This is a genomic window from Actinoplanes nipponensis (genome assembly GCF_016862275.1).
Taxonomy (GTDB): Bacteria; Actinomycetota; Actinomycetes; order Mycobacteriales; family Micromonosporaceae; genus Actinoplanes; species Actinoplanes nipponensis.
On record NZ_BOMQ01000026.1, the window covers coordinates 242,272 to 268,541 of the forward strand.

The following is a 26,270-nucleotide window of genomic DNA, read 5'->3' on the forward strand; positions in this document are numbered from 1 at the left end:
GCTCCCTCGGCGATAGCGCACGCCCCGAACACCGGACGAGCCACCATGCTCGCCCGGCGGCTCCTCGCGCCTTGACCACCCACAACACGCGATCCACACGAGAGGCTGACGCGTGAAACACCAGAATCCGGCGATCCGGATCAGCGGATTGCACAAGTCCTATTGGACAGGGGTAGTGTCTTCGGGCTGCTCGGTTCGAACGGAGCCGGCAAGACCCCCCTCGTGCGGATCATCGCGACCCTGCTGAAACCGGATGACGGCACGGCGAGTGTCAACAAGGCCTCCGGCAAACTCGCCCGCCGGCCCGAACCGGACAAGGCGCTCCTGGTCGCCCGCCGGACCGGCGACCAGCTCGTGGTCACCAAACTCGACCGGCTAGGCCGCTCGCTGGCCCACCTCATCGAGCTGTCCGCCCAGTTGCAGCAGCGCGGCGTCGATCTGGTCATGCTCGACCAGAACATCGACACCTCCACCGCGATGGGCCGGATGTTCTTCCAGATCCTCGGCTCCTCGTCGAGTTCGAACACGCCCTCATGTCCGAACGCACCCACGACGGCCTCGCCGCCGCCCGCGCCCGCGGCCGCACCGGCGGCCAGAAACCCAAGCTCACCCCACGTCAGGCGAAGATCGCGCAGCAGATGTACGAGGAGACCGGGCCCGACGGGCGCCTGGCCTACACCGTCGAACAGATCGCCGCCGAGTTCGGCGTCACCCGGCCCACCATCTACCGCCACCTCGCCGAGATGCCCGCCCGGACACCCACTCCGTAAACCGAACTCGGCCCGACGCCCCGTGCGTCGTGCACACGAGCCCAAGACGCATCGCAACCCTGTGCGGATGAGTCCGAACAGACCTGATGGCCAAAGTCCTCGCCAAGATCATCGCTAGCGTCACTTCTGGCTCCGATGTTCCTCACGGGCCGACCTGCCGCCCGGACGATAATTACTGGATTGTAATTATCGGTAATCCAATAATAGGTCCAGGGCTCAAGAAACGGACAAAACGTCGATACACCATAATGACAGTTATGGTGTATCGGCGCATGACTCCTTGGTTCCGGCCGGCGTCGGGAGGGGGCTTCGCAGCCGCGTGGTGGTGATCAGTCCGCCACGGGCCCGGTCGTCGACCGGATCACCAGGTGGGGCGTGACGACGCTCGCGCGGTGGGCCACCGCCAGGCCGTCGATGCGCTCGATGGCCCTGGCCACGGCGAGTCTGGTCATGGTCGGGACGTCCTGGGCGATCGTGGTCAGGCTGATGTGGGCCAGCCGGGCCAGATGGCTGTCGTCGAAACCCACGACACTGACCTGTTCCGGCACGCGCGTGCCGGCGCGGACGAGCACGTCGAGCACGCCCGTGGCGCAGCGGTCGTTGAAGACGGTGATGGCGGTCGGTGGCCGGCTCTGGTGCAGCAGGGTGCGGGCCGCGGTCGCGCCTTCGTCCTCGGTGAGGCCGCCCGCGATGATGTGGACGTGGCGGCCCAGGCCGTGGGCGTGCATCGCCTCGCGGTAGCCGCGCCGCCGGTCCGCGGCGCCCGGCGCGCGGCCGCCGTCGATGTGCGCTATGCGCCGGTGCCCGAGGCCGGCCAGGTGGTCGACGGCCTGGCGCAGCCCGTCGGCGTCGGCGGTGCGGATCACGTCGGCGCCGCGTACGTCGCGGGCCAGGACCACGACCGGTAACCGGGTCGCCAGCCGCGCCAGCGCGGGGGCCGGTGTCCGGGGCCCGAGCATGATCAGGGCTTCGCAGCGGTCCTGCAGCAGGCTGGCGGTGGCCTCGGTCTCGTCGCGCTCCGGGGTGACCGCGCTGAGCGCCAATTCGTATCCGCTGTCGCGGGCCGCGGTGTAGAGGGCGGTGACCAGGTCGACGTGGAATGCGTGCTCGATGCCGAACACCACCCCGAGCAGCCGGCTGCGGCCGCTGCGCAACAGCCGCGCCCGGCTGTCCGGCTGGTAGCCCAGCGCGTCGGCGGCCTCGCGGACCCGCTGGCGCGTCGCCGGGCTGACCCCCTGCTCACCGCGCATCACCAGGGACACCAGCGACTTGGACACCCCGGCGCGGGCGGCGACGTCGGTGAGGGTCGGCCGGACCGTCCTGTTCGCCATCTGCACACCGTACTCTGGAACGTTCCAGGACCCACCCTTGACGCCGGGCGGGCCCCGCCCGCACCCTCAGTCTATGGAACGTTCCAGACAGCTGGGTGTCGCGTTGATCGGAGCGGGCCGGATGGGCCTGTTCCACGGCGAAACCGTGAGCCGGCGCCTTCCCGACGCCCGGCTGGTCGCCGTCGCCGATCCGGTGGGCGGCGGCCAGGAACTCGACGCGGACCGCCGCTACACCGACATGGCGCAGGTGTGCGACGATCCCCGGGTCGACGCGGTGGTGATCGCCGCCCCCGCCCGATTGCACGCCGATCTGGTCGTCGCGGCAGCCCGGGCGGGCAAGCACGTGTTCTGCGAAAAGCCGATGGCGCTGAGTCTGGCCGACGCCGACCGGGCCATCGCGGCGGCCCGCGACGCCGGCGTGGTGCTGCAGGTGGGATTCCAGCGGCGGTTCGCGCCCGACTGGGCCGCCGCCCGCGCCTTGCTGGACGGCGGGCAGATCGGCACACCGCGGCTGTTGCGTTCCCTGACGCGCGACCCGGGCGGCTTCGACCCGGCGCGCGTGCCGCCGGACACGATCTTCTTCGAGACGTTGATCCACGACCTCGACGTCCTGCGGTTCCTCAACCCGGGCGCCACCGCGGTCGAGGTCTATGCGACCGCGGACGCCCTGGTCGAGCCCGCCTGGCGGGAGCGCGGCCTGCGCGACACGGCCGCGGTCATGGTCCGCTTCGACAACGGTGCGATGGGGTTCGCCGAGGCGTGCTTCGCGACCAGCTACGGCCACGACGTGCGGGCCGAGGTGTTCGGCTCGGCCGGCGCCGCCACCGTCGGCGACGCACGCCGCACCGCAATGACCTTCTCCAGCCCCGCCGGGCGCACCATCGCGACGATGCACAGCGATCAGGAGCTGTTCGGCCCCGCCTATGTCGCCGAACTGGCGGCGTTCACCGACGCGGTCCGTACCGGTACCGCCGCGCCGGTCACCGGCGACGACGCCCGCGCCGCCCTGGCGATCGCGCTGGCCGCGGCGGAATCGGCCGCGACCGGCAAGCCCGTGCAGGTGAGCGCGTGACCGGCTACCGCCTGGCCGTCTGCGCCGAGATGGTCTTCCTCGACCTGCCTTTTCCCGAACGCGTCACGCGGATCGCCGAGCTCGGCTTCGAGGCGGAAATGTGGACCTGGGCCGGCAAGGACATCGACGCGCTCGTCAAGACCGGCGCCACCATCTCGTCCATGACCGGATACCTCACCGGCGCCCTGGCCGAACCGGAGGGCGCCGAGGTCCTGCTGCGCACCGCCCGACAGTCACTGGAGGTCGCCGAGCAGCTCAACTGCCCCCGGCTCAACCTCCACGGCACCGGCCTGGACGACCGCGGCCTTCCCGTCGTGCCGGCCGCCGTGGTGACACCGCGGATGTGGCTCACCGCCGCCCGGACCCTGACCCGCCTGGCCGCCCTCGGCGAACGCGCCGGCCGGACGTTCACGTTGGAGAACCTCAACACCGCGGTGGACCACCCCGGCACGCCGTTCGCGCGGGCCGCGGACACCCTGGCGCTGGTCGAGGCCGTCGGCAGCCCGCACCTGCGGCTCAATCTCGACCTCTACCACGCGCAGATCGGCGAGGGGAACCTCATCGAGCTCATCGAACGCGCCCTGCCGTTCATCGGGGAGATCCAGGTCGCCGACGTACCCGGCCGGCAGGAACCCGGCACCGGCGAAATCCACTACCCCGCGATAGCCGCCGCCCTGCGCCGGTTCGGCTACCAGGGCGTCGTGGCGCTCGAAGGCTGGGCCTCCACCGATGCCCCGACCGCCCTGCGGCGATTCCGCGAAGCCTTCAGCGGCAGCTGAACTGACGGAACAGCGGCCGCGGCACGTGGCACCTCTCGACCGACGCCGAACCCGGCTTCCTCGTCGCCCCGTTCGGGATCAGGAGTATCTTTTCCCAGGAGCTGCCGCTGCTCCTCGCGCGCGACGGCCTCCGGCTCGTCAACCGCTTCGGCGACTGGGCCGGCCGGCCGGAGTCCGCGTGAGGCAAGGAGAGGATCGCGTGTCGCAGCCCGGCAAGGCTCTCATCGGCGTCACCGGGGCCACCGGTCGGCTGGGCGGGCGCGTGGCCCGCCGCCTGGCTGCCGCGGGCGCCGCTCAGCGGCTCGTGGTCCGCGACCCGGCGCGGGCGGCGGACCTGGCCGGCGCCTCGGCCGTACGGGCGGAGTTCAGCGACCGGAACGCCGTGCGGGCCGCGCTCGACGGCGTGCCGACGGTGCTCATGGTCTCGGCCTCGGAGACCCCCGACCGTCTCGCCCGGCACACCGCGTTCGTCGACGCCGCCGTCGACGCGGGCGTCGCCCACCTGGTCTACATCTCGTTCTACGGCGCCGCGCCGGACTGCACGTTCACCCTCGGCCGGGACCACTACGCCACCGAGCAGCACATCCGCGCCTCGGGCCTGAGCTTCACGTTCCTGCGGGACAACCTCTACGCCGACTTCCTGACCGCCCTGGTCGGCGCGGACGGCGTGATCCGCGGGCCCGCCGGCGCCGGGCGCGTGGCCGCTGTCGCCCAGGACGACATCGCCGACGCCGCCACCACGGTGCTGCTGGACCCGGCCGCCCACGCCGGGGCCACGTACGCGCTGACCGGTCCGCAGGCGCTGTCGCTGGAGGAGGTGGCGGCCGTGCTGACCGCCGAGCTGCACCGGCCGGTCACCTACCAGCCGGAGACCGTCGAGCAGGCGTACGCCTCCCGCGCCGGTTTCGGCGCCCCGCGCTGGCAGCTCGACGCCTGGGTGTCGACCTACACGGCCATCGCCGCCGGTGAGGTCGCCGGGGTCACCGCCGACGTCGCCCGCCTGACCGGCCATCCCGCCACCGCCCTGGCCGACCTGCTGCGCCGCGGCGGTTCCGCCTACTGAGGAGGCGCCGCGCTCATCCCCGGGTGCCGGTGATGAGCCGTTCGCGGTCGAACGCGGCCGTGGCGAGCCGCCACCCGAGCCGGTTCAGCCCGAGCAGGAGCACCACGGCCAGCCCGCCGACCGCCGCCGACGCCGGCACGGCGCCGAACGCCGCGAGTGTCGTCACGGCCAGCGACGGCAGGCTCGCCAGCATCGCGAACTGCTGGGCGACGCGGATGTCGCTCGACCGGGTGGAGATCATGATGGCCACCCAGATCGACCACCCGGCGAGCAGCGGGGTGAAGACCAGCTGGGCGAGCACGTCGGGCAGCCGGATGACCGCGGCGGCCACCGCCGGGTCGGCGAACAGCCGGACGCAGCCCAGGAAGAAGCCGTACACCCCGTACGCGACCAGCAGCGCGGGCAGCAGGGCGCCCAGGGCCTTGCCCAGCAGCAGCTCGCCGCCGCTGATCGGGGTGGTCAGCACCGGCTCGAGCGTGCCCTGCTGGCGCTCGCCGACCACCGCGTACGCGGCGATGAACGACGGCACCACGGCCGGGATGCCCAGCATGTACAGCAGCACGTGCTGCTGGCCCAGGGCGGTCGACACCGACGGGTCCAGGGTGAAGACCGTGACCAGCGGCTGCACGCAGAACACGGCCGGGACGACCGCCATGCTGGCCAGCAGCGCGCGGTTGCGCCGGAAGTCGCGCAGCTCCTTGGCGACGACGGCCCGTACCCGCCGGCCGGCCGGGCTCATGCGATCAGCTCCAGGTAGACGTCCTCCAGCGAGTGGCGCGCCTCGCCGATCGACAGCACGTCGGCGCCGTCGGCGACCAGGGCCCGGGTGACCGCCGGCGCGGCCAGCACCGGGTCGGAGACGGCCAGGGCGTAGCCGCACGGGCCGGTGCGGCGCCAGTGGTCGACGCCGGGCAGGCCGGCGAAGACCCGGTCCGGGTCGTCCAGCGCGGCTTGGGTCTCGACCGCCAGGGTGCGGGCGAACAGCTGGTCGCGCAGCTCGGCCGGGGTGCCGATGGTGCGCAGCGTGGTGTTGAGGATGGCCACCCGGTCGCAGAGGCGCTCGGCCTCGGCCAGGCGGTGGGTGGTCAGGAAGATGCTCACCCCGCCGCGGCTGAGCTCGGCGATCAGCTCGTGCACGTCGTGGGCGGCGACCGGGTCGAGGCCGGAGGTGGGCTCGTCGAGGAACAGGATCTCCGGGTCGCTGAGCAGGGCGCGGGCCAGGGCGACGCGCTGGCGCAGCCCTTTGGACAGGGCGCCGCAGGGGTCCGCGGCCCGGTCGGCCAGGTGCACCGATCGCAGGGCCCGGTCGATGCGGCCGGCCGGTTCGGGCGTGTCGTACAGCTCGGCGAAGCAGGCGAGGTTCTCCCGCACGCTCAGCCGCGGGTACAGCCCCGGCGACTCCGGCATGATCGCGATGCGGCGGCGGATGTCCGGGCCGTTGGCCGGGGTCAGCGGGAGGCCGGCGACCGTGGCCGAGCCGGCCGTCGGCGCGATCAGGGTGCCCAGGGTGCGTACGGTGGTGGTCTTGCCGGCCCCGTTCGGGCCGAGGAAGCCGAAGATCTCGCCGCGGGCGATCGCGAAGGTGACGTCGCGGAAGGCGGTCCGGTCCCCGAAGCGCTTGCCCAGCCCGGACGCGGTCAGCACCGGCGCGTCCGGCCCGGCCGGCAGCGGCTCGCCGGCCGGGCGCCGCGACCGGTCATCCCGGCCGAATCGCCCCATGGGGACCACCCTACGAGCCCGGGCCCCCGCGGGACACCGCCGCAGTCGCCCGGATCAGCCTGCCGACGGCGCGAGCTCGGTCGAGCGGGCCGCCGCGACCGCCGCCACCAGCGCGATCGCCTCCGGCTGGGCCCGCGGCGGCAGCCGGCGCCCGTCGCGCAGCCGCAGCGCGACCATCCGCCCGGCCTGCTCCCGCGGGCCGATCACCGCCAGGTACGGAATCTTGCGCCCGGCCGCGTGGCGGATCCGCGCCCCGAGCGAGCCCTCGGTGTCGACTTGGACCCGCAGTCCCGCCTCGGTCGCGTCGCCGGCGAAGTCCTCGGCGGCCGCGCGCTGGTCGGCGCCGACCGGCAGCACGGCGATCTGCACCGGGCTGAACCACACCGGGAACGCCCCGCCGTGGGTCTCCAGCAGGGCCGCGAACAGCCGTTCCATCGAGCCGACCAGGCTGCGGTGCAGCATCACCGGCTCGGCCGCGGCGCCGGAGGCGTCGGTGTAGGACAGGCCGAAGCGGGCCGGCTGGTGGAAGTCGATCTGGATGGTCGAGACGGTCCACTCGCGCCCGGCCGGATCGGCCAGCTGCACGTCGATCTTCGGTCCGTAGAAGGCCGCCTCGCCCGCGACCGCCGCGTACGGCACCTCGGCGGCGTCCAGCGCCTCCCGCAGCAGCCCCTCGGCCTGCTCCCACGCGGCGTCCGCACCGGCGTAGCCGGCGCCGGGCCCGCGCAGCGACAGCTGGTACGACGACACCCGCAGCCCGAGCGCCGCGTGGGCCCGGCGCATCAGCCGCAGCACGGCGGCGACCTCCCGGCCGATCTGGTCGACGGGGCAGAAGATGTGCGCGTCGTTGAGCCAGATCGCGCGGACCCGCGACAGGCCGCCGAGCACCCCGGAGCGTTCGGCGCGGTACATGCCGCCGATCTCGGCCAGGCGCAGCGGCAGGTCCCGGTACGACCGGGCCCGCGCCTTGAAGATCAGCGCGTGGTGCGGGCACAGGGCCGGGCGCAGCACCAGGTCGTCGCCGAGGTCCATGGGCGGGAACATGTCCTGGGCGAAGTGGTCCCAGTGCCCGGACAGCTCGTACAGCCGGCGTTTGCCCAGCACCGGCGAGTAGACGTGCTGGTAGCCGGCGCGCCGTTCGAGTTCGCGCAAGTAGCTCTCCACCTCGTGGCGGGCCGCGGCGCCGGCCGGCAGCCAGTACGGCAGGCCGGCGCCGATCAGCGGGTCGGCGTCGAAGATGTCCAGCTCGCGCCCGAGCCGGCGGTGGTCGATGGTCATGGGTGCCTCCAGGGTCGGTGGCCCGGCCCCCGCCCGCCGCGGACACGACGCGGCCCCGGGCGGATGCCCGGGGCCGCGTCGTCGATCGGATCAGATCAGCGCGATGCTCGGCCGGGACATCCCGGCGTCGTGGTCATCGCGGCGTGGCTCATGGGCTCACCGTAGGGCCGTGGCCGCCGCCGGGACAAAGCGTTTTCCGGCCCGCCGCAGCGGCCATCGCGGCGGGACCGCCGGTACGAATCGGGAGGGACCGCCCGCCGGGGACGAACGAAGACGCTCATCTCCTCGGCGATGCTGCCAATAGGAAGGGTGCGGGAGGCGGGGGCCCACCGTGGGCGCGGTGGCCGGGGACCGGTCGCGCGCCGGGGGAACGCATCGAGGGGAACACTCTGTGAGCACGATTTCCACGGCCGGCGCTCCGGCGCGCCGGCGCTCGTTCGCCGACCTGGGCGTCAAGGTCAAGATCCTCGCCGCGGTGGTGCTCGCGGTGCTGGTGGCGGTGCTGGTCGGCACGATCGGGCTGCGGGCGCTGAGCACGGTCAGCGACTCGGCGCAGCGGATCTACCGCTCCAACGTCGCCAGCGTCGAGGCCATGGGCATGATCGACGCGGCGATGACCCAGGTCCGTCTGGACGCGGCCAACCAGGCCATCTCGACCGATGCCGCGGGCGTGGCCCAATACACCGACGCGGTCACCGCCGGGCTCACGGAGGTCGGCGCCGGATTCGCGGCCTACCGGGCCAGCAACCCGGCCGGGGATCCCGCGGTCATCGCGACCATGGAGACCAAATGGCAGGCCTACGTGCAGGTCCTGCAGGGCAAGCTGCTGGTGCTGGGCCGCAACAACGAGTTCGCCGCCTGGGAGAAGACCCGCAACGACGAGGCGATGCCGCTGATGGCCGAGGTGATCAAAGCCGTCGACACGCTCAAGGCCGCGGAGAAGGCGGACGCGGCGAAGTCCGCGGCGGACGCCAAGGACCGGTACGAGTCCAGCCGCACCCAGTCGATCCTGTTGCTGCTGATCGGCTCCCTGCTCGCGCTGGCCATCGGCTACGTCGTGGCCCGGGGCATCGTGCGCTCGCTGGGCCGCGTCCAGGCGGTCTGCGACAGCCTGGCGCGCGGCGACCTGACCAGCACCAGCGGCCTGACCAGCGGCGACGAGCCGGGCCAGATGGGCCGCGCGCTGGACGCCGCGATGGCGCAGCTGCGCCGGACCGTGACCACGATCGACGGCTCGGCCTCGTCGCTGGCCGCCGCCTCCGAGCAGCTGTCCAGCGTGTCCACCCAGATCGCCGCGTCGGCCGAGGAGACCTCGGCGCAGGCCCAGACGGTGTCCTCGGCGGCCGAGGAGATCTCGCGCAGCGTCGACACGGTGTCGGCTGGCAGCGAGGAGATGGGCGCCTCGATCCGGGAGATCTCCCAGAACGCCACCGAGGCCGCCCGGGTCGCCGCCGAGGCCGTGACGGTCACGGCGGCCACCTCGGCCACCATGAACAAGCTCGGCGAGTCGTCCGCGGAGATCGGCAACGTCATCAAGGTCATCACGGCGATCGCCGAGCAGACCAACCTGCTCGCGCTCAACGCCACCATCGAGGCCGCCCGGGCCGGCGAGATGGGCAAGGGCTTCGCGGTGGTCGCCAGCGAGGTCAAGGACCTGGCCCAGGAGACCGCCCGGGCCACCGAGGACATCTCCCGGCGGGTGCAGGCCATCCAGTCCGACACCGGCGGGGCGGTGGTGGCGATCGAGGAGATCAGCTCGGTCATCGCCCGGATCAGCGACTTCCAGACGACGATCGCCTCGGCGGTCGAGGAGCAGACCGCGACCACCGCGGAGATGAACCGCAGCGTCAGCGAGGCGGCGTCCGGCACCGGCTCGATCGCCGAGAACATCACCGGGGTGGCCGAGGCGGCCCGGCTGACCAGCCAGGGCGTCACCCAGTCGCAGCAGGCCACCAACGAGCTGGCCCGGATGTCCAGCGACCTGACCGCCCTGGTGAGCACCTTCCGGTACTGACCCGCCCGGCCCGGCGCGGTCACCGAGGGTTCCTTGACAGGCACGCAGCGGCGTGGCATAGCTGGAGGGGGATCCGGCCGGGAGGGCGCATGACCATCGACACCCATGTGGTCAACGACGGGGTGGTCCGGCTCGCCGTCCGCGGCGTGCTCGACGCCGCCACCGCCGACCTGCTCGCCGACGCGGTCGCCGCGGTGCTGACCACGCAACGCCCGGCGGAGGTCGTCGTGGACCTGGCCGAGGTGGCCCTCTGCGACGCCGCCGGCATCGACGCCCTGCTGGCCGCCCGGGCCGCGGCGGCCGCGCAGGTGGTGGGCCTGGTCGTGATCAACCCGCGGGGGGTGGTCCGGCGCGCGCTGGACGACTCCGGCACCCTGGACCGGCTCACCGCGCCGCCCACGGTGCGCTGAGCCGGCTGGCGGGACCGCTCGGCCGGGCGGCGCCCGCGACGGTGAGTACAGTTCGGGTTCGTCAGGGGGCTCCACCGCAGCTGGTAAGGATCGTCGGGTTGTCGTACTTCACGCGCTTCCGCCGTACGCCGGCGTCGCCGGACCACGCGGGTCGCCGGCGGGGCCGCGCCGCCGCGCCGCTCACCGTCCTTGCCGCGGTGCTGGTCTTCCTCGCCCTGGTGGTGCCCGACCAGCTCACCCGGCTGCCGCCCGGCTCGTCGGTGCCGGCCGCGTTCGTGCGCATCCCGATCGAGGCGCTGGCCGCGTTCGCGCTGCTGCTGGCGCTGCCGCGGCGGGCCCGCGGCGCCGTCGCCGGGGCGCTGGGCGCCGTGCTCGGCGTGCTGACCGTCATCAAGATCATCGACATGGGTTTCTTCACCGTCCTGGCCCGCCAGTTCGACCCGGTGCTGGACTGGCCGCTGTTCGCCGACGGCTACCGCTTCGTGCGCGACGCGGTCGGCAAGCCCGGCGCCGTGGCCGCCGTCGCCGGGGCGGTCCTGCTGGCGGTGGGACTGCTGGTGCTGATGATCCTGGCGGTGCGCCGGCTGGCGGCGGTCGCGGCCGCGCACCGTACGGCCAGCACCCGCGGCATCGCCGTGGGCTGCGTGGCCTGGCTGGCCTGCGCCCTGCTGGGCACCTCGTTCGTGCCGGGGGTGTACGTCGCCTCCGACAGCGCCGCCGTGCTGGCCCACGACAACGTCCTCAAGGTCCCGGCCGCGCTGCAGGACCGCCGCCAGTTCGCCGCCGAGGCCGGCGACGACGCGTTCCGCGACGTGCCCGCCGGGCAGCTGCTGACCGGGCTGCGCGGCAAGGACGTGGTGTTCACGTTCATCGAGAGCTACGGGCGCTCGGCGATCGAGGACCCCAAGCTCAACCAGCGCGTGCACGCCACGCTGGCCGAGGGCACCCGGCAGCTGTCCGCGGCCGGGTTCGCCGCCCGCAGCGGATTCCTGACCTCGCCGACCAGCGGCGGCGGCAGCTGGCTGGCCCACGCGACCTTCCAGTCCGGGGTGTGGATCGACAACGAGCAGCGCTACCGCAGCCTGGTCTCCGGCGACCGGCTGACCCTGACCAGCGCGTTCCGCCGGACCGGGGCCTGGCAGACGGTCGGGGTCGAGCCCGGCGTCACCTACGCGTGGCCGGAGGGGCAGTTCTACGGCTACGACCGCGTCTACGACTCGCACACCCTGGGCTACCGCGGCCCGGCGTTCAGCTGGGCGACCATGCCCGACCAGTTCACCCTCAAGTCGTTCACCGACCGCGAGTACACCCGGCCCGGGCGCGACCCGCTGATGGCCGAGCTCACCTTCGTCTCCAGCCACACCCCGTGGGCGCCGCTGCCGGCCCTGCTCGACTGGGACGAGATCGGCGACGGCTCGGTCTACACCGCCCAGCAGCGCGGCGCCGCGCCGGCCGGCGAGGTGTGGAAGGACGCCGCCCGGGTCCGCGCAGCGTACGCCACGTCGATCAAGTACTCGATCGACAGCGTGGTCTCCTGGGTGCGCCGCTACGGCGACGACAACCTGGTGCTGGTCTTCCTGGGCGACCATCAGCCGGCGCCGATCGTGGTCGGCGACACGGCCGGCCACGACGTGCCGATCACCGTGGTCGCGCGTGACCCGGCAGTGCTGCGCCGGGTTGCCGACTGGGGCTGGACGGCCGGGCTGGAGCCCGCCCCGCAGGCGCCGGTGTGGCCGATGCACACGTTCCGCGACCGGTTCCTGACCGCGTTCGGCCCGGACGCCGCGCCGCCGCGCCCGCTGTCGCCGCCGCGGCGCTGAGTGAGGGCCGCGCGGGGGGTGGCCAGGGGTGCCGGCTGACCGGGGACCGGCCTGAGGGTCGCTTGTGGGGCTGTCCCGTGCTTGGCGCGTTCGCCGCCCTGCTCGGCGCCGTTCGCGCGGACCGGGCCGTCATCGCCGGGTTCCGCCGCGGATCGCCCGAGGTGTACGGCGGCAAAGCCCGTCTCCCCGCTGCGGTCGAAGCCCACCCGTGGCTGTCGAGAGAGAGCCCCCTAATCCGGTGGAGCCCCGCCGCCGCGGCCACTACGGTCGGCCCATGAGCACACGCACCATCCGGGTCACCGTCCGCGGCGCCTTCGACGGGCTCACCGCCGGTCAGCGCGCCGAGCTGCTGGCCGACGCCGCCGCCCACGACGTGGCGTTCGCCGCGTACACCGCGCAGGGGTCGCTGACCTACGACGTGGCCACGCGGCCGTTCTTCACCTTCCGTTTCGCCGAGACCGTGGCCGGCGAGCAGGACATCCCGGCCGCGGTGGGCCGCGCCGAGGCCGCCGCGGCGGCGTACCTGTCCGCGCGCGGCTACGGCTTCAAGAACCTCACCGCCCAGGCCGTCGACATGTCGCAGGTCCCGCTGGGCAAGCGCGGCCGCAAGCTGGCCGCGAGCGCCGACTAGAGCATCGCCAGCTGCGGCGGGCCCAGCCGCAGCCCGGCGGCGGCCACGTTCTCACGCAGGTGCGTGACGCGGCCGGTGCCGGGGATGACCAGCACGTGCGGGCCCTGGTGCAACGCCCAGGCCAGCCGGACCTGTTGGGGGCTCGCGCCCAGCGCGGCGGCGACCGCCCGCACCCCCGCGTGGGTCTCCGCCCCGGCGCCCTGCTCGCGGGCCGCCCCGGCCAGGGTGAAGAACGGCACGAAGGCGATGCCGTGCTCGCCGCAGGCGCGCACCAGCTCGTCCTGCCCGCGCCGGTAGTCCAGCCCCCAGGCGTTCTGCACGCAGGCCACCGGGGCGATCGCGCGGGCCTCGTCGAGGTGCGCGGGCGTCGCCGCGGACAGCCCCAGGTGCCGGATCAGACCCTGCTCGCGCAGCGCGGCCAGGGCGGCGAACTCCTCGGCGCAGCTGCCGTGCCCGGGCCCGCGCAGCCGCAGGTTGACCAGGTCGAGGTGGTCGCGGCCGAGCCGGCGCAGGTTCTCCTCGACCTGGGCGCGCAGCTGGGCGGCGCTGCGCGCCCAGCCCTGCTCGCCCGGGCCGACCTTGGTGGCGATCAGCAGGTCCTGCGGGTACGGCCGCAGCGCGGCGCGGATCAGCTCGGTGGCGTACCGCTTGGCGCCCTCGCCCACACCCAGGGTGCCGCCGGGGGAGACGTAGAACGCGGCGGTGTCGATGTGGTTGACCCCGAGCGCGACCGCCTCGCGCAGCACCCGGATGGCCGGCGCCGGGTCCGGCGCGACGGTCAGGCGCATCGAGCCGAAACCCATCCGGCGTACGGTGTGCCCGCCCAGCGTCCAGCTCCCGGCGGCCGCGGCGTCGATCGGGTCGGTCGGCATCGGGCCAACCTAGCCGGGCCGCGCCCCCGGCGCCGCCCCGCGGCTCACTGCTCGGTGGCCACCACGTCCACGTGCGGCCACGTCATCATCGCCGAGCCCCAGGTCAGGCCCCCGCCGAACGAGGTCGCCAGCAGCCGGTGCCCGGCCTGCAGCTGCTCGGCGCGGCAGGCGTCGCCCAGCGCCAGCGGGATCGACGCGGCGCCGGTGTTGCCGACCGTGGCGACGTTGCCGATGCAGCGCTGCGCCGGCACCCCGATCTGCTCGGCGACGCGGTCCAGGATCCGCTGGTTGGCCTGGTGGGCGACGAAGCGGTCGACGTCGGCGACGGTGTCCCCGGCGGCGTGCAGCACCCGCAGCGACGAGGCGGTCATGTGCTCGACGGCCCGCCGGTAGACCTCCTGACCGGAGATCGACCAGTGCACGTCGTCGGACTCGGGCCCGGTGCGGGCCCGCTGCCGGCAGCCGCCGGCCTCGATCCGGATCAGGTCCGCGGCCGCGCCGTCGCTGCCCAGGTCGAACGGGCCGATCGCCCCGGGCTCGCCGGCCTCGCCGGCGCGCAGCACCACCGCACCGGCGCCGTCACCGAACAGGATCGCCGGGCCGCGGGTCTCCGGGGTCTGCTGCAGGAAGTACGAGTTGGTCTCGGCGCCGATCAGCAGCACCCGCTCGGCGATGCCGGCGGCGATCAGCCCGGCGCAGGTGGCCAGGCCGTAGACGAAGCCGCTGCACACCGCGGCCAGGTCGAAGGCGGCGGCCGGGGCCACCCCGACCCGCCAGGCGACCTCCGGGGCGGTGGCCGGGCTGAGCCGGTCCGGGGTGGTGGTGGCCACCACGACCGCGTCCACCGCGTCGGTCTGCGCCGACTTGAGCGCGTTGCGGCCGGCCGTCGTGGCCAGATCCGCCGTGGTGGTGCCCGGGTCGACGATGCGCCGCTGGGCGATGCCGGTGCGCCGGCGGATCCACTCGTCGCTGACGCCCAGGGCCGGCGCCAGCTCGGCGTTGGCGACCACCCGAGCGGGCACGGCGGTGCCCAGACCTTGCAGTACGGCGACTCTGCTCACAACTCTCCTTCGCGGGTGGTCCCTGCCGGTGACGCGACCACCAGCATCGGCTGCGTACGCCGTACCCCCGCCTCGCCACCGCACACCGCCGGGGAAAGTCCGCCGTTCGAGTCGCCTGGCCCGGGTCGCGCGCGCAGCATTTCGTCCACCGTATGTCGACGGTGGGCCCCGGCACACGACCTACCCGGCGGTAGCCGTGCCAACGTGGGCAAGGCAACTCCGCCGGCCCCCTCGGGTCAGGAGGTGGGCAGGCCCCGTTCGCCCGCGCTGCGCTCCACGCAGAACTCGTTGCCCTCCGGGTCGCGCATGGTGACCCAGCCCAGGCCCTCGGGGGTGCGGTGGTCCTCGTAGACGGTGGCGCCCAGCGCGAGCAGCCGTTGCACGGTCTCGTCGCGGGTGCCCTCCGGCGGCTGGATGTCCAGGTGGACCCGGTTCTTGCCGGCCTTGACGTCGCCCACCCGGATGAACAGCAGCCCCGGCGCGCCCGGCTGCGGCGCGGTGATCAGCACCTCGTCGTCGTCGGGCTCCTCGTCGGGAAGGTAGCCGGTCACCGCGAGCCAGAACCGGGCCAGCGCGTGCGGGTCGTGGGCGTCGATCGTGATGTGGCGTACCGGATTGAGGATCATGGCCGGCAGCCTAACCGGCTCCCGGTCCGGCCGGGCGCCCGCAAAAACCGGTGGCCGGCCGGGCCCCGGCCGCCGATGATGAGGCGTCCGAGGTCCCCTGCACGAGGAGAGCGTCATGCGAGCTGCGTCGGTGTCCCGCCCGGCCCCTGTCGCCTCCCCGAAGGACCTGACGCGCCTTGTCCCTGCTCAACCTGGCCATCCTGGCCCACGTCGACGCCGGTAAGACCAGCCTGACCGAGCGGCTGCTGTACGACGCCGGGGTCATCGACCACGCCGGCAGCGTCGATGCCGGCACCACCCGCACCGACACCCTCGACCTGGAACGCCGCCGCGGCATCACCATCAAGGCGGCGGTGGTCGCGTTCGGTGTCGGCGAGCACACGGTCACCCTCATCGACACCCCGGGCCACCCCGACTTCATCGCCGAGGTGGAACGGGTGCTCGGCGTGCTCGACGGCGCCGTGCTGGTGGTCTCCGCCGTCGAGGGGGTCCAGGCCCAGACCCGGATCCTGTTCCGCACCCTGACCCGGCTGCGGATACCCACCCTCATCTTCGTCAACAAGATCGACCGGCGGGGCGCGCGGACCGGGTCGCTGCTCGACGAGCTCCACCGGCGCCTCGGCCCGGACATCGTCGCGCTGAACACCGTGCGCGGGGCGGGCACCCGTACCGCCGAGGTCGTCGCCGGCCCGGACCCGGCGCTGGGCGAGCTGCTCGCCGAGCGCGACGACCGCCTGCTCGCGGCCCTGGTCGACGACCGGCCGGTCGGCGCCGCGCGGCTGCACCGCGCGCTCGCCGCGCAGACCCGCCGCGCGCAGCTGCACCCGGTGCTGTTCGGCTCGGCGATCACCGGCGCCGGGGTGCCCGAGCTGCGGGCCGCCCTGACCGACCTGCTGCCGGCGGCCGGCGGCGACCCGGCCGGGCCGCTGTCCGGCACCGTGTTCAAGGTCGAGCGCGGCCCGGCCGGCGAGAAGCTCGCCTACGCCCGGCTGTTCTCCGGCACCCTGCGGGTACGCGACCGGCCGGGCCCCGACCCCGCCGACAAGGTCACCGCCGTGGAGGTGTTCACCGCCGGGGCCACGGCGCGCCGCCCGGCCGTCACCGCGGGCCGGATCGCCCGGCTGCGGGGGCTGCACGCCGTCCGCGTCGGCGACCCGCTCGGCGCCGCGCCGCCCGGACCCGGCCGGCAGTTCGCGCCGCCGAGCCTGGGCACCGTCGTCATACCCGCCGACCCGCGCCGGCGCGGCGCCCTCTACGCCGCCCTGTCCCGGCTGGCCGAGCAGGACCCGCTGATCGGGCTGCGGCCCGACCTGTCGCTCACCCTCTACGGCGAGGTGCAGAAGGAGGTCATCGCGGCCACCCTCGCCGACGAGCACGGCCTGCGGGTGCGCTTCACGCCCACCACCACCCTGTGCACCGAGCGGCTGACCGGCACCGGCGAGGCGGTCGCCCGCATCGGCGAGGACACCAACCCGGACCTGGCCACCGTCGGGCTGCGGGCCGCCCCGGGCCCGCCCGGCGGCGGCATCACCTTCACCCTCGGCGTGGAACTGGGCTCGATGCCGCCGGCGTTCTTCACCGCCGTCGAGGAGTCCGTGCGCGACACCCTCACCCGCGGCCCGCACGGCTGGCCGGTGCCCGACTGCGCGGTCACCATGACCCACAGCGGCTACCTGGCGCGGCAGAGCCACGCCCACGGCACCTTCGACAAGAGCATGTCCAGCACCGCCGGCGACTTCCGCCGGCTCACCCGCCGGGTGCTGGGCGTTGCCCTGGCCCGGGCCGGCACGCGGGTCTGCGAGCCGATCCACCGGTTCACCCTGGAGCTGCCCACCGACACCCTCGGCGCGGTCCTGCCGGTGCTCGGCGCGCTGCGCGGCGTACCCCTGCACACCGCGCCGGACGGCCCGGTCTGCCTGGTCGAGGGTGAGCTGCCGGCAGCCCGCGTGCACGAGCTACGGCAGCGGCTACCCGCCCTGACCCGCGGCGAGGGCGTCCTGGACGCCGCGTTCGACCACTACGCCCCGGCCCCCGAGCGACGGTGATCGCTCACAGGTCCAGGAAGGCGGCGATCGCCTCCACCACCAGGGCGTGGTCGTCGGCCTGGGGCAACCCCGACACCGTCACCACCCCGACCACCCCCACGTCGGGCACCCGCACCGGGAACGCCCCACCGTGCGCGGCGTAGTCGGCCGGGTCCACGCCGAACTTCGCGTCCAGCGCGTCGCCTCTGGCCGCCAGCCGCCGGCCGACCAGGTAGGACGATGCGGCGAAACGCTCCACCACCCGCACCTTGCGGGCGATCCACGCGTCGTTGTCGGCCGTGCTGCCCGGCAGCGCCGCGTGGAACAGCTGCTGGGTGCCGCGGCGGATGTCCACCGCCACCGGCAGGTCCCGGGTGGTCGCCAGATCGACCAGCAGGCTGCCCAGGTGCCAGGCGTCCGCGTTGTCGAACCGGGCGAACGTCAGGCGCCGCTCCTGCTCCTCGAGCGCTGCGATGAGATCGTCGTCGGTCATGGCGCCATTGTCCGGCAAAGATCAGCTTCGGCCACGGCTACGGCGCAACCAGATCCCCAGCGAGCCCAGGATCACGAACACCACCGCCGCACAGCAGACCGCCTTGAACACAGCCACCCTCCCACGTTGCCGCTAAGGTCTAACCCCGTGCGCCTGGCCACCTTCAACCTGCTGCACGGCAGGTCCCTGTCCGACGGCACCGTACACGCCGACCGCATCGCCGCCGCCGTCGCCGACCTGGACGCCGACGTGCTGGGCCTGCAGGAGGTGGACCGGGCCCAGCCGCGCAGCGGCCTGCTCGACCTGACCGCCATCGCCGCCGAGGCGATGGGCGCCCCCGTGCACCGCTTCGCCGCCGCCGTGGTGGGCACCCCGGGGGAGCGGTGGCAGCCCTGGCGCTCCGACGACGACAACGCCCACCCGCTCTACGGCATCGCGCTGGTCAGCCGCTGGCCCGTGCTGCGCTGGCAGATCACCCAGCTGCCGGCCGCGCCGGTGCGCTCCCCGGTGTGGATCCCCGGGCCCGGCGGGGGACTGATGATGCTCAAGGACGAGCCGAGGATCCTGCTCGCCGCCGTCGTCGACGCCCCCACCGGGCCGATGACCGTGGCCAACACCCACCTGTCGTTCGTGCCCGGCTGGAACGTGCGCCAGCTGCGCGCCGCCGTCCGGGCCCTGCGCGCCCTGCCGGCGCCGCGGATCCTGCTCGGCGACCTCAACATGCCCTCCGGGCCGGTGCGGGCCTTCTCCGGCTGGCGGCCGCTGGCCCGCCGGGCCACCTACCCCAGCCCGTCGCCGCGCGCGCAGCTCGACCACATCCTGGCCGACCCGCGCGGGGCGGGGCTGCTCGGACCCGTCGTGCAGGTACGCACCCCCGCCGTGGGGGTTTCCGACCACCGGCCGCTGGTCGTGCACCTGGACCCGCCCCCGGCCGACTAGATCCCCTCGAAGGGGGCCTGGAAGCGGATGGCCCAGTCGTCCTCGCGGCCCCGGCGCTCCAGGAAGGCCCTGGTGGCGGCGAAGTCGTCGAACCAGGCCGGCAGGGGGCGCAGCCGGCGGCCCAGCGAACGGCCGAAGTTGTCCCAGTGCACCGGCACGATCAGCCGCGGGCGGATGGCCTCGACGACGTGGTGCCAGTAGTCGTCGCGGAACGCGGCCGGCTGCCGGCCCAGCGCGCCGATCCCCAGATAGAGCACCTCGGCGCGGACACCGGCGAACGCGCCGGGGACGAAGTTGGCGCTGGGGTGGATGAAGACCGACCCGCTCGGGTGGACGAGGTGGAAGGAGAAGCAGCCGCCGTCGCGGTAGCGGCTCGCCCGCGCCGGGGTGGCCAGCGGCTCCCGGATCGACCCCGGGTACCGGTTGCCGGGGCTGTGCCGGCCCTCGAAGACCCGCACGGTGAAGTCGCCGACGGTGTACTCCCGGCCGTGGGCAATCGGCTGCAGGCAGGCCTCGGGCAGTCCCGCGCCTCGGCCGACGTTCAGGGCGGACTCCGACCCGTACAGCGTCCCGCCGACCTGCTTGATCACCTCGGGTGCGTCCATGACGTGGTCGTAGTGAGCGTGGGCCACGAAGACGGCATCCAGGCTGGTCACCCCACCCTTCGCCAAGGCCCGGCGGACCCGCCCGGGGTCGGGGGCAATGCGTCCCAGGCCCACCCGCAGCAGCGACGGCCGGGTGAGGAAGGCATCGGTGAAGATGCCCACCGTGCCGTCGCTGACGTGCACCGAGGAGGTGCCGTAGAAGGTGCACCGGACCGCGCCGGACATCGGTCAGGGCCGCCACTCGAACAGCAGCTCCAGCCCGTCCTGCTCGTCCCACTGCTCGCCGACCCGCTCGAAGCCGAACCCGGCGATCGTCGCCAGCGACGCCACGTTGGCCGGGCTGATGCTGGCCCGCACGACCCGTACCGCCGGCTCGCGCCGGGCCCGCTCCAGCAGCGCCGCCAGCATCTGCTTGGCGTAACCCCGCCGCCGGTACGCCGGATCCACTGAGTAGCCGACCTCGACCCTCCCGTCGGCGTCCGGCGGGCCGTGGAAACCGGCGTGCCCGACCACCATCCCGCCGGGCTCGGCCACCGCCGCCCGGGCGACCCACTCCGCGCTGGCCGGATCCCGGGCGATCTGCTCCCGGCGGATCTCCCACAGCCAGCGCTCGGACACCAGGAACTCGCTGAGCGGGTGACCGGCGGCGGCGCCGGCCGCCGGCAGGTCCCCGGCGATCAGCGCGTCGAGCGCGGCCGGCGGCAGTCTGACGAAACGGATCACCCGGCGATCCTAGGGCCTGTGTTCATCGCCACTTCAGTTGTGCACAACTCAATCGCGCACTAGCGTTCTCGGCATGGCAGGCACCGACACCACCGGACTCGAGCAGATGATCTGCTTCGAACTCCACGCCGCCTCCCGGGCCATGACCAGCCTCTACCGCCCCGCCCTGGAAGCCCTCGGCCTCACCTACCCGCAATACCTCGCCCTACGCGTCATCTGGCACCGCGGCCGACTCACCGTCCGCGACCTCGGCGCCGCCCTGCGCCTCGACAGCGGCACCCTCTCGCCCCTGCTCAAACGCCTCGAACACCAGGGCCTCATCCACCGCCAACGCGGCACCGACGACGAACGCACCGTCTGGATCAGCCCCACCCCCGCCGGCGCCGCCCTCGAACACCGCGTCGCCGACCTGCCCCACCGCCTCGCCTGCGCCCTCGACCTCACCATCGAGGAATTCACCCAACTGCACCACCTGCTCACCCGCATCCGCGGCGCGGCAGCCACCGCCAGCACCATCTGACCAAGGAGCGACCCACCATGACCGCTGTCTACACCGCATCCGCCACCGCCACCGGCGACGGCCGCGGCGGCCACACCCGCTCCAGCGACGGCGTCCTCGACCTCGACCTCGCCGTCCCCAAGGAGATGGGCGGCCCCGGCGGCCACCTCACCAACCCCGAACAGCTCTTCGCCGCCGGCTACGCCGCCTGCTTCCACAGCGCCCTCAAGCTCGTCGCCGGCAAGCAGAAGATCACCCTCACCGACACCGCCATCACCGTCGACGTCGGCATCGGCCCCAACGACAAGGGCGGCTACGGCCTCACCGTCGCCATCGAAGCCGAACTGCCCGGCCTCGACGAAGCCACCGCCCACAGCCTCATCGAGGCCGCCCACCAGGTCTGCCCCTACAGCAACGCCACCCGGGGCAACGTGGACGTCAACCTCACCATCGCCTGACGGGAGCAGCCATGCCCACCCTGACCACCAGCCCCGGCGTCGACCTGCACTACGACGACGCCGGCACCGGAAACCCCGTCGTGCTCATCCACGGCTGGCCCCTGTCCAGCCGCAGCTGGGAAGCCCAGATCCCGGCCCTAATCGCCGACGGCCACCGCGTCGTCACCTACGACCGCCGCGGCTTCGGCCAGAGCAGCCAGCCCTGGGACGGCTACGACTACGACACCTTCGCCGCCGACCTCGACGCCCTGCTGCGCCACCTCGACCTGCGCGAGGTCACCCTCGTCGGCTTCTCCATGGGCGGCGGGGAAGTAGCCCGCTACCTCGGCACCTACGGCAGCGACCGGATCGCCCGGGCCGTCTTCGCCGGCGCCGTCCCGCCGTACCTCTACAAGAGCGACGACAACCCCGACGGCGCCCTCGACGACGCCACCATCAAGGCCTTCCAGCAGGGCGTCACCACCGACCGGATCGCCTTCGTCGACGGCTTCGCCACCAACTTCTTCACCGCCGGCACCACCCTCAAGGTCAGCGACGCCCAGGTCCGCTACGCCCAGGAACTGGCCCACGTGGCCTCACCCAAGGGCACCCTGGACTGCATCGCCGCCTTCGGCCTCACCGACTTCCGCGGCGACCTCGCCAAGATCGACGTACCCACGCTGGTCATCCACGGCGACAGCGACGCCATCGTGCCCTTCGAGCACAGCGGCAAGCGCACCCACGAAGCCGTCGCCGGCAGCCGCCTCGTGGTCATCAAGGACGGCCCGCACGGCATCAACGCCTCGCACCCCGCCGAGTTCAACGAAGCCCTGCTCACCTTCCTGCACAGCTAAGGCGCCAGCTCACCCAGCGCGCGGTTGGTACGGTTCGCCCGTACCGCCGCGCGCTGCTGCGCCGCCGTCACCTCGATGTAACCCTGCGACGTCGTCAACGACGCATGCCCCAACAGCCGCATGATCTCCGAGGCGTTCGCCCCGTCCTCCGCCAGACGCGTCGCGAACGTATGCCGCAACGCATGCAACTGCGCACCCCGCGGCACCCGATCGGCGACACCCGCCCGCCGGAAACAGGACTCCACCAGATACTGCAGACCACCCCGCCGCAACGGCGCGCCCTTGCGGTCCACCAACAACGCGTCCCCCGGCCGCAACCGCCCGAACCGCAACCGCCGGCTCTCCAGATACCGCTCCACCACCGCATCCAGCTCCGGCTCCACCGGCACCGTCCGCGGCCGCCCGCCCTTGCCGGCCACCTCCACCCGCCGCTCACCCGGCCGACCCAGCACCGAACCCGCCCGCAACGCCAGCAACTCCGACAACCGCAGCCCGGCGCACAACGCCAGAGCCAGCACCACCACATCACGCTCCGGCCACGGATCCCGCTGCCGCTCGTCGCGCCCGTTGACCGCCTGCAACAACTGCTCCGGGGTGTCCTCACCGCGCAACGGCTTGGGGGAGGGGACCGCCATCCGCGGCTTGCCCACCGCCGACATCGGATTGCCGGCGACCACGCCGTCCACCACCAGGAAACCGAAGAACGAGTTCCAGCTCGACCAGCACCGGTAGACCGAGGCGGGCGCCCGGCCGGCGGCGAAGGCGGCGAACGCCGCGCGCAGGGCCTTGGGGGAGAGGTCACGCAGAGTGACATCATCGCCGATGAGCTTGAGGACGGTGGTCAGGTCCCGGCGGTACGCCATCAGGGTGTGCTCGGACGGCTTGCGGACCGCCCTTGCGCCGAGGAAGTCTTCTATGAGAGTTTCAACCTTGATGTCTTGTTCATCCCGCATAAGGAATATTATGCAGGAAATGGGCACTCAGCGCATCGGCCCAGCGAGGCGGCGGGCGGCGGCGCTGCAGGTGTAGTGCAGGCGGCCATGGTCTCTTTGTGCCAGCCCACGTGATCGCTAGTCCGACCTGGCCGTTCCGAAGCGGCCTGCTGCGGGCTTCGACAGCGCGGTCCGAGGCGGACGGCTTTCCGGTATGTGGGTGCCGGTCAGCGCCCGGCTGACCTGCCGGCTCGCGGGGGGTCAGCCTTTGCCGGATGCGGGACCGCACGCCGTGAGCGCAGACTTCTGCCAGAAGCCTTCTCCTGAGATTTCGTGACGCCCACGCTGGCCCGCACTCGGCTTCGGAGGCCCTTCCGCGCTCAGGTTGACATAATGTCAATTATCGACCATGCGAATGGTGGATGTTGGTGCGTCGGTTTGGACCGCTGGTGAGCGTGAGGTCCCGCTTCCGGTGTCGCGGTGTGGGGCCTCACGCCTGTGTCGGTCCGATCGCCGTGAAGGCCTTGGCCGGGTCGGGTCGAGTCGTGATCCCGTGGCCGCGGGTGCCGAGCAGCCTCTCCCGGGTCTTGAGCCGACCGACCGACCGCGACGCCGTGACGCCGTCGGCTTGCTTCGGCGGTTGCTCCGCGCGGCGAGCCCGGTGATGCGGGCCCGTGACGGCGCGCCCTGTCGTTGGGAGTCGGCGCCCCTTTCCGGCAACGCTGCGCCCGCTCCCTGGACCAGGAGATCCGAGCGCCAGGAGATCCCGAGCGCTCCCCCACGCTCATGATCAACTCGTGGTCGTGGAGCGACGCTGTGCCAGCCTGTGGGAGCGGCGCCTCCGGGCGCGCCACCAGCAGTCCGGCTGCCTCCTGCGCCGCTCCCCCGCGCCGTCGGTCAGTTCGCGCCCACGTAGGCCGCCAGGTGCTCCCCCGTAAGAGTCGAGCGTCCGGCGACCAAATCCGCCGGGGTGCCCTCGAAGACGATGCGGCCGCCGTCGTGGCCGGCGCCGGGGCCGAGGTCGATGATCCAGTCGGCGTGGGCCATGACGGCCTGGTGGTGTTCGATGACGATGACCGATTTGCCGGCTTCGACGAGGCGGTCGAGCAGGGCGAGGAGTTGTTCGACGTCGGCCAGGTGCAGGCCGGTGGTGGGTTCGTCGAGGATGTAGATGCCGCCCTTGTCGCCCATGCGGGTGGCGAGCTTGAGGCGCTGGCGTTCGCCGCCGGAGAGGGTGGGCAGGGGTTGACCGAGGGTAAGGTAGCCCAGGCCGACGTCGGCGAGGCGTTGCAGGATCGTGTGGGCGGCCGGGGTGCGGGCCTCGCCGGCGCCGAAGAACTCGGTGGCCTCGGTGACCGACATGGCGAGGACCTGGCTGATGTCGCGGCCGCCGAAGTGGTGCTCGAGCACGGCGGGCTGGAATCTCTTGCCCTCGCATTGTTCGCAGGGGGTGGCTACGCCGGCCATCATGGCCAGGTCGGTGTAGATGACCCCGGCGCCGTTGCAGGTGGGGCAGGCGCCTTCGGAGTTGGCGCTGAACAGGGCGGGTTTGACGCCGTTGGCCTTGGCGAAAGCTTTGCGGATGGGGTCGAGCAGGCCGGTGTAGGTGGCGGGGTTGCTGCGGCGGGAGCCGCGGATGCCGCTCTGGTCGACGGCGATGACGCCGGCCGAGGCCGGGACGGATCCGTGGATGAGGGAGCTCTTGCCGGAGCCGGCGACGCCGGTGACCACGCAGAGCACGCCGAGGGGGACGTCGACGTCGACGTTCTGCAGGTTGTTGGCGGTGGCGCCGCGGATCGGCAGGGTGCGGGTGCGGGTGCGGACGGTCGGTTTGAGCTGGGCGCGGTCGTCGAAATGGCGGCCGGTGACGGTGCCGCTGGTGCGCAGGCCTTCGACCGTACCGGTGTAGCAGATGGTGCCGCCGGCGGTGCCGGCGCCGGGTCCGAGGTCGATGACGTGGTCGGCGATGGCGATGGTTTCGGGTTTGTGTTCGACGACGAGCACGGTGTTGCCCTTGTCGCGCAGGTGCAGCAGCAGGTTGTTCATGCGCTGGATGTCGTGCGGGTGCAGGCCGATGGTGGGTTCGTCGAAGACGTAGGTGACGTCGGTGAGGGCGGAGCCGAGGTGGCGGATCATCTTGACGCGCTGGGCCTCGCCGCCGGAGAGGGTGCCGGCGGGGCGGTTGAGGGAGAGGTAGCCGAGGCCGATCTCGACGAAGGAGTCGAGGGTGCGGTGCAGGGTGGTCAGCAGCGGGGCGACGGAGGGTTCGTGGAGGTCGCCGACCCAGGTGGCGAGGTCGCTGATCTGCATGGCGCAGGCGTCGGCGATGGAGACGCCGGCGATCTTGGAGCTGCGGGCGGCGGCGCTCAGGCGGGTGCCGTCGCAGTCGGGGCAGGTGGTGAAGGTGACGGCGCGTTCGACGAAGGCGCGGATGTGGGGTTGCATGCTGTCGACGTCCTTGGACAGCATGGATTTCTGGATCTTGGGGATGAGGCCCTCGTAGGTGAGGTTGATGCCCTCGACCTTGATCTTGGTGGGTGCCTTGTGGAGCAGGTCGTGCAGTTCGCGCTTGGTGAACTTGCGGATGGGCTTGTCCGGGTCGAAGAAGCCGCAGCCGCTGAAGATGCGCCCGAACCAGCCGTCCATGCTGTAGCCGGGGATGGTCAGGGCGCCCTCGTTGAGGCTCTTGCTGTCGTCGTACAGGGCGGTCAGGTCGATGTCGGTGACCGAGCCGCGGCCCTCGCAGCGCGGGCACATGCCGCCGGTGATGGAGAAGCTGCGGCGTTCCTTGACGGTGGTGCCGCCGCGTTCGATGTTCACCGCGCCCGCGCCGCTGATCGAGGCGACGTTGAAGGAGAACGCCTGGGGCGAGCCGATGTGCGGCTGCCCGAGCCGGCTGAACAGGATGCGCAGCATGGCGTTGGCGTCGGTGGCGGTGCCGACCGTGGAGCGGGGGTCGGCGCCGATGCGTTCCTGGTCGACGATGATGGCGGTGGTGAGCCCTTCGAGGACGTCGACCTCGGGGCGGGCCAGGGTGGGCATGAAGCCCTGTACGAAGGTGCTGTAGGTCTCGTTGATCAGCCGTTGGGACTCGGCGGCGATGGTGCCGAAGACCAGCGAGCTCTTGCCGGAGCCGGAGACGCCGGTGAAGACGGTCAGCTGGTGCTTGGCGATCTCGACGCTGACGTCCTTGAGGTTGTTCACCCGGGCGCCCTGCACGCGGATCCGGTCGTGGCGGGCGGGGCGGTGCGGCTCGCTGGGCGGCGGCGCCGTCCGGGTGGCCGTGCTCATGGCTTCTCCCTCGTGAGGTGGTGCGGT

Annotated in this window: 25 protein-coding genes and 2 pseudogenes; 15 read left to right on the forward strand and 12 right to left on the reverse strand. The window is 73.1% G+C overall.

Features of this window, described 5'->3' with window-relative positions:
* Positions 1-112: 112 nt before the first annotated feature.
* The 3 genes and pseudogenes from Ani05nite_RS42355 to Ani05nite_RS41805 form a co-directional block, all read left to right on the forward strand.
* Positions 113-276: pseudogene (locus Ani05nite_RS42355) on the forward strand (ATP-binding cassette domain-containing protein); the annotation flags it as partial.
* A gap of 60 nt (positions 277-336) precedes the next feature.
* Positions 337-453, forward strand: a pseudogene (locus Ani05nite_RS42360) (recombinase family protein); the annotation flags it as partial.
* An 80-nt stretch (positions 454-533) separates the two neighbouring features.
* Positions 534-770 carry a helix-turn-helix domain-containing protein gene (locus Ani05nite_RS41805; RefSeq protein ID WP_275410533.1) on the forward strand — a complete coding sequence of 79 codons (237 nt, stop codon included), beginning with the start codon at positions 534-536 and terminating at the stop codon, positions 768-770.
* Positions 771-1,099: 329 nt separating this feature from the next.
* On the opposite strand, the gene Ani05nite_RS11065 is transcribed toward Ani05nite_RS41805, so the two are convergent.
* Positions 1,100-2,101: a LacI family DNA-binding transcriptional regulator gene (locus Ani05nite_RS11065; RefSeq protein ID WP_203767460.1), complete on the reverse strand. Its 1,002-nt coding sequence runs from the start codon at positions 2,099-2,101 to the stop codon at positions 1,100-1,102.
* A gap of 73 nt (positions 2,102-2,174) precedes the next feature.
* Between Ani05nite_RS11065 and Ani05nite_RS11070 the strand changes: the two genes are divergently transcribed.
* The 3 genes from Ani05nite_RS11070 to Ani05nite_RS11080 all read left to right on the forward strand — a co-directional run bounded on the left by Ani05nite_RS11070 (position 2,175) and on the right by Ani05nite_RS11080 (position 5,015).
* On the forward strand, positions 2,175-3,173 hold the full coding sequence (locus Ani05nite_RS11070) for a Gfo/Idh/MocA family oxidoreductase (RefSeq protein WP_203767461.1): 999 nt from the start codon (positions 2,175-2,177) through the stop codon (positions 3,171-3,173).
* A complete protein-coding gene (locus Ani05nite_RS11075; protein ID WP_203767462.1) occupies positions 3,170-3,952 on the forward strand; it encodes a TIM barrel protein in 783 nt (260 codons plus the stop codon). Before Ani05nite_RS11070 ends, Ani05nite_RS11075 begins: the two co-directional genes overlap by 4 nt.
* Positions 3,953-4,151: 199 nt before the next feature.
* Complete coding sequence (locus Ani05nite_RS11080) at positions 4,152-5,015, forward strand: SDR family oxidoreductase (RefSeq protein WP_203767464.1); 864 nt, start codon at positions 4,152-4,154, stop codon at positions 5,013-5,015.
* 13 nt (positions 5,016-5,028) lie between these two features.
* Here the strand turns inward: Ani05nite_RS11080 and Ani05nite_RS11085 are convergent, their stop codons facing one another.
* The 3 genes from Ani05nite_RS11085 to thrS are packed head-to-tail and all read right to left on the reverse strand — an operon-like array spanning position 5,029 to position 8,012.
* Positions 5,029-5,754, reverse strand: a complete 726-nt coding sequence (locus tag Ani05nite_RS11085) for an ABC transporter permease subunit (RefSeq protein WP_203767466.1) — start codon at positions 5,752-5,754, stop codon at positions 5,029-5,031.
* On the reverse strand, positions 5,751-6,734 hold the full coding sequence (locus Ani05nite_RS11090; protein WP_203767468.1) for an ABC transporter ATP-binding protein: 984 nt from the start codon (positions 6,732-6,734) through the stop codon (positions 5,751-5,753). The genes Ani05nite_RS11085 and Ani05nite_RS11090 overlap by 4 nt, the downstream gene beginning before the upstream one ends.
* A 54-nt stretch (positions 6,735-6,788) precedes the next feature.
* Positions 6,789-8,012 (reverse strand): threonine--tRNA ligase, encoded by a 1,224-nt coding sequence (thrS, locus tag Ani05nite_RS11095; RefSeq protein WP_203767470.1) that lies wholly within the window; start codon positions 8,010-8,012, stop codon positions 6,789-6,791.
* A 391-nt stretch (positions 8,013-8,403) separates the two neighbouring features.
* Here thrS and Ani05nite_RS11100 point away from each other — a divergent pair, with 391 nt between their 5' ends.
* The 4 genes from Ani05nite_RS11100 to Ani05nite_RS11115 all read left to right on the forward strand — a co-directional run bounded on the left by Ani05nite_RS11100 (position 8,404) and on the right by Ani05nite_RS11115 (position 12,887).
* Complete coding sequence (locus Ani05nite_RS11100) at positions 8,404-10,026, forward strand: methyl-accepting chemotaxis protein (RefSeq protein ID WP_203767473.1); 1,623 nt, start codon at positions 8,404-8,406, stop codon at positions 10,024-10,026.
* 89 nt (positions 10,027-10,115) lie between these two features.
* Positions 10,116-10,436: an STAS domain-containing protein gene (locus Ani05nite_RS11105; protein WP_203767476.1), complete on the forward strand. Its 321-nt coding sequence runs from the start codon at positions 10,116-10,118 to the stop codon at positions 10,434-10,436.
* A gap of 98 nt (positions 10,437-10,534) precedes the next feature.
* Positions 10,535-12,256 carry an alkaline phosphatase family protein gene (locus Ani05nite_RS11110; protein WP_239129665.1) on the forward strand — a complete coding sequence of 574 codons (1,722 nt, stop codon included), beginning with the start codon at positions 10,535-10,537 and terminating at the stop codon, positions 12,254-12,256.
* A 274-nt stretch (positions 12,257-12,530) separates the two neighbouring features.
* Positions 12,531-12,887, forward strand: coding sequence for a DUF6204 family protein (locus tag Ani05nite_RS11115; protein WP_203767479.1), 357 nt, complete (start codon positions 12,531-12,533; stop codon positions 12,885-12,887).
* Here the strand turns inward: Ani05nite_RS11115 and Ani05nite_RS11120 are convergent.
* The 3 genes from Ani05nite_RS11120 to Ani05nite_RS11130 form a co-directional block, all read right to left on the reverse strand.
* The gene (locus Ani05nite_RS11120; protein ID WP_203767491.1) at positions 12,884-13,759 is read right to left on the reverse strand and encodes an aldo/keto reductase; all 876 of its coding nucleotides are present in this window, start codon (positions 13,757-13,759) and stop codon (positions 12,884-12,886) included. The genes Ani05nite_RS11115 and Ani05nite_RS11120 overlap by 4 nt on opposite strands.
* Positions 13,760-13,803: 44 nt before the next feature.
* Entirely contained in the window at positions 13,804-14,820 is a 1,017-nt protein-coding gene (locus Ani05nite_RS11125; RefSeq protein ID WP_203767493.1) for a beta-ketoacyl-ACP synthase 3, read from the reverse strand.
* A 236-nt stretch (positions 14,821-15,056) separates the two neighbouring features.
* The gene (locus tag Ani05nite_RS11130) at positions 15,057-15,446 is read right to left on the reverse strand and encodes a VOC family protein (RefSeq protein WP_203767495.1); all 390 of its coding nucleotides are present in this window, start codon (positions 15,444-15,446) and stop codon (positions 15,057-15,059) included.
* A gap of 176 nt (positions 15,447-15,622) precedes the next feature.
* On the opposite strand from Ani05nite_RS11130, the gene Ani05nite_RS11135 reads away from it, so the two are divergent.
* Positions 15,623-17,491 (forward strand): elongation factor G, encoded by a 1,869-nt coding sequence (locus tag Ani05nite_RS11135; protein ID WP_203767497.1) that lies wholly within the window; start codon positions 15,623-15,625, stop codon positions 17,489-17,491.
* Between the two features lie 4 nt (positions 17,492-17,495).
* On the opposite strand, the gene Ani05nite_RS11140 is transcribed toward Ani05nite_RS11135, so the two are convergent.
* Entirely contained in the window at positions 17,496-17,963 is a 468-nt protein-coding gene (locus Ani05nite_RS11140; RefSeq protein ID WP_203767500.1) for a heme-degrading domain-containing protein, read from the reverse strand.
* A 147-nt stretch (positions 17,964-18,110) separates the two neighbouring features.
* On the opposite strand from Ani05nite_RS11140, the gene Ani05nite_RS11145 reads away from it, so the two are divergent.
* Positions 18,111-18,902, forward strand: coding sequence for an endonuclease/exonuclease/phosphatase family protein (locus Ani05nite_RS11145; RefSeq protein ID WP_203767503.1), 792 nt, complete (start codon positions 18,111-18,113; stop codon positions 18,900-18,902).
* Here the strand turns inward: Ani05nite_RS11145 and Ani05nite_RS11150 are convergent.
* The gene (locus Ani05nite_RS11150) at positions 18,899-19,732 is read right to left on the reverse strand and encodes an MBL fold metallo-hydrolase (RefSeq protein ID WP_203767505.1); all 834 of its coding nucleotides are present in this window, start codon (positions 19,730-19,732) and stop codon (positions 18,899-18,901) included. The genes Ani05nite_RS11145 and Ani05nite_RS11150 overlap by 4 nt on opposite strands.
* A 3-nt stretch (positions 19,733-19,735) precedes the next feature.
* On the reverse strand, positions 19,736-20,230 hold the full coding sequence (locus Ani05nite_RS11155) for a GNAT family N-acetyltransferase (RefSeq protein ID WP_239129668.1): 495 nt from the start codon (positions 20,228-20,230) through the stop codon (positions 19,736-19,738).
* Positions 20,231-20,303: 73 nt separating this feature from the next.
* Here Ani05nite_RS11155 and Ani05nite_RS11160 point away from each other — a divergent pair, with 73 nt between their 5' ends.
* Genes Ani05nite_RS11160 through Ani05nite_RS11170 form a run of 3 tightly spaced genes read left to right on the forward strand, consistent with a single transcriptional unit; the run spans position 20,304 to position 22,020 of the window.
* Positions 20,304-20,750 carry a MarR family winged helix-turn-helix transcriptional regulator gene (locus Ani05nite_RS11160; protein ID WP_239129670.1) on the forward strand — a complete coding sequence of 149 codons (447 nt, stop codon included), beginning with the start codon at positions 20,304-20,306 and terminating at the stop codon, positions 20,748-20,750.
* A gap of 17 nt (positions 20,751-20,767) precedes the next feature.
* Positions 20,768-21,187, forward strand: coding sequence for an organic hydroperoxide resistance protein (locus Ani05nite_RS11165; protein ID WP_203767507.1), 420 nt, complete (start codon positions 20,768-20,770; stop codon positions 21,185-21,187).
* Positions 21,188-21,198: 11 nt separating this feature from the next.
* A complete protein-coding gene (locus Ani05nite_RS11170; RefSeq protein WP_203767509.1) occupies positions 21,199-22,020 on the forward strand; it encodes an alpha/beta fold hydrolase in 822 nt (273 codons plus the stop codon).
* Here the strand turns inward: Ani05nite_RS11170 and Ani05nite_RS11175 are convergent.
* Both Ani05nite_RS11175 and Ani05nite_RS11180 read right to left on the reverse strand, forming a co-directional pair.
* Entirely contained in the window at positions 22,017-22,973 is a 957-nt protein-coding gene (locus Ani05nite_RS11175; RefSeq protein ID WP_203767511.1) for a tyrosine-type recombinase/integrase, read from the reverse strand. The genes Ani05nite_RS11170 and Ani05nite_RS11175 overlap by 4 nt on opposite strands.
* Positions 22,974-23,849: 876 nt before the next feature.
* Positions 23,850-26,243: an ATP-binding cassette domain-containing protein gene (locus Ani05nite_RS11180; protein WP_203767513.1), complete on the reverse strand. Its 2,394-nt coding sequence runs from the start codon at positions 26,241-26,243 to the stop codon at positions 23,850-23,852.
* Positions 26,244-26,270 lie beyond the last annotated feature (27 nt).

What these genes read in the sequence shown, in the direction of transcription:
- Ani05nite_RS11170 (WP_203767509.1), top strand. Translation starts at nt 21,199, where the DNA reads ATGCCCACCCTGACCACCAGCCCCGGCGTCGACCTGCACTACGACGAC.
- Ani05nite_RS11065 (WP_203767460.1), bottom strand. Translation starts at nt 2,101, where the DNA reads ATGGCGAACAGGACGGTCCGGCCGACCCTCACCGACGTCGCCGCCCGC.
- Ani05nite_RS11165 (WP_203767507.1), top strand. Translation starts at nt 20,768, where the DNA reads ATGACCGCTGTCTACACCGCATCCGCCACCGCCACCGGCGACGGCCGC.
- Ani05nite_RS11070 (WP_203767461.1), top strand. Translation starts at nt 2,175, where the DNA reads ATGGAACGTTCCAGACAGCTGGGTGTCGCGTTGATCGGAGCGGGCCGG.
- Ani05nite_RS41805 (WP_275410533.1), top strand. Translation starts at nt 534, where the DNA reads ATGTCCGAACGCACCCACGACGGCCTCGCCGCCGCCCGCGCCCGCGGC.
- Ani05nite_RS11175 (WP_203767511.1), bottom strand. Translation starts at nt 22,973, where the DNA reads ATGCGGGATGAACAAGACATCAAGGTTGAAACTCTCATAGAAGACTTC.
- Ani05nite_RS11105 (WP_203767476.1), top strand. Translation starts at nt 10,116, where the DNA reads ATGACCATCGACACCCATGTGGTCAACGACGGGGTGGTCCGGCTCGCC.
- Ani05nite_RS11140 (WP_203767500.1), bottom strand. Translation starts at nt 17,963, where the DNA reads ATGACCGACGACGATCTCATCGCAGCGCTCGAGGAGCAGGAGCGGCGC.
- Ani05nite_RS11085 (WP_203767466.1), bottom strand. Translation starts at nt 5,754, where the DNA reads ATGAGCCCGGCCGGCCGGCGGGTACGGGCCGTCGTCGCCAAGGAGCTG.
- Ani05nite_RS11115 (WP_203767479.1), top strand. Translation starts at nt 12,531, where the DNA reads ATGAGCACACGCACCATCCGGGTCACCGTCCGCGGCGCCTTCGACGGG.
- Ani05nite_RS11150 (WP_203767505.1), bottom strand. Translation starts at nt 19,732, where the DNA reads ATGTCCGGCGCGGTCCGGTGCACCTTCTACGGCACCTCCTCGGTGCAC.
- thrS (WP_203767470.1), bottom strand. Translation starts at nt 8,012, where the DNA reads ATGACCATCGACCACCGCCGGCTCGGGCGCGAGCTGGACATCTTCGAC.
- Ani05nite_RS11120 (WP_203767491.1), bottom strand. Translation starts at nt 13,759, where the DNA reads ATGCCGACCGACCCGATCGACGCCGCGGCCGCCGGGAGCTGGACGCTG.
- Ani05nite_RS11130 (WP_203767495.1), bottom strand. Translation starts at nt 15,446, where the DNA reads ATGATCCTCAATCCGGTACGCCACATCACGATCGACGCCCACGACCCG.
- Ani05nite_RS11160 (WP_239129670.1), top strand. Translation starts at nt 20,304, where the DNA reads ATGGCAGGCACCGACACCACCGGACTCGAGCAGATGATCTGCTTCGAA.
- Ani05nite_RS11090 (WP_203767468.1), bottom strand. Translation starts at nt 6,734, where the DNA reads ATGGGGCGATTCGGCCGGGATGACCGGTCGCGGCGCCCGGCCGGCGAG.
- Ani05nite_RS11180 (WP_203767513.1), bottom strand. Translation starts at nt 26,243, where the DNA reads ATGAGCACGGCCACCCGGACGGCGCCGCCGCCCAGCGAGCCGCACCGC.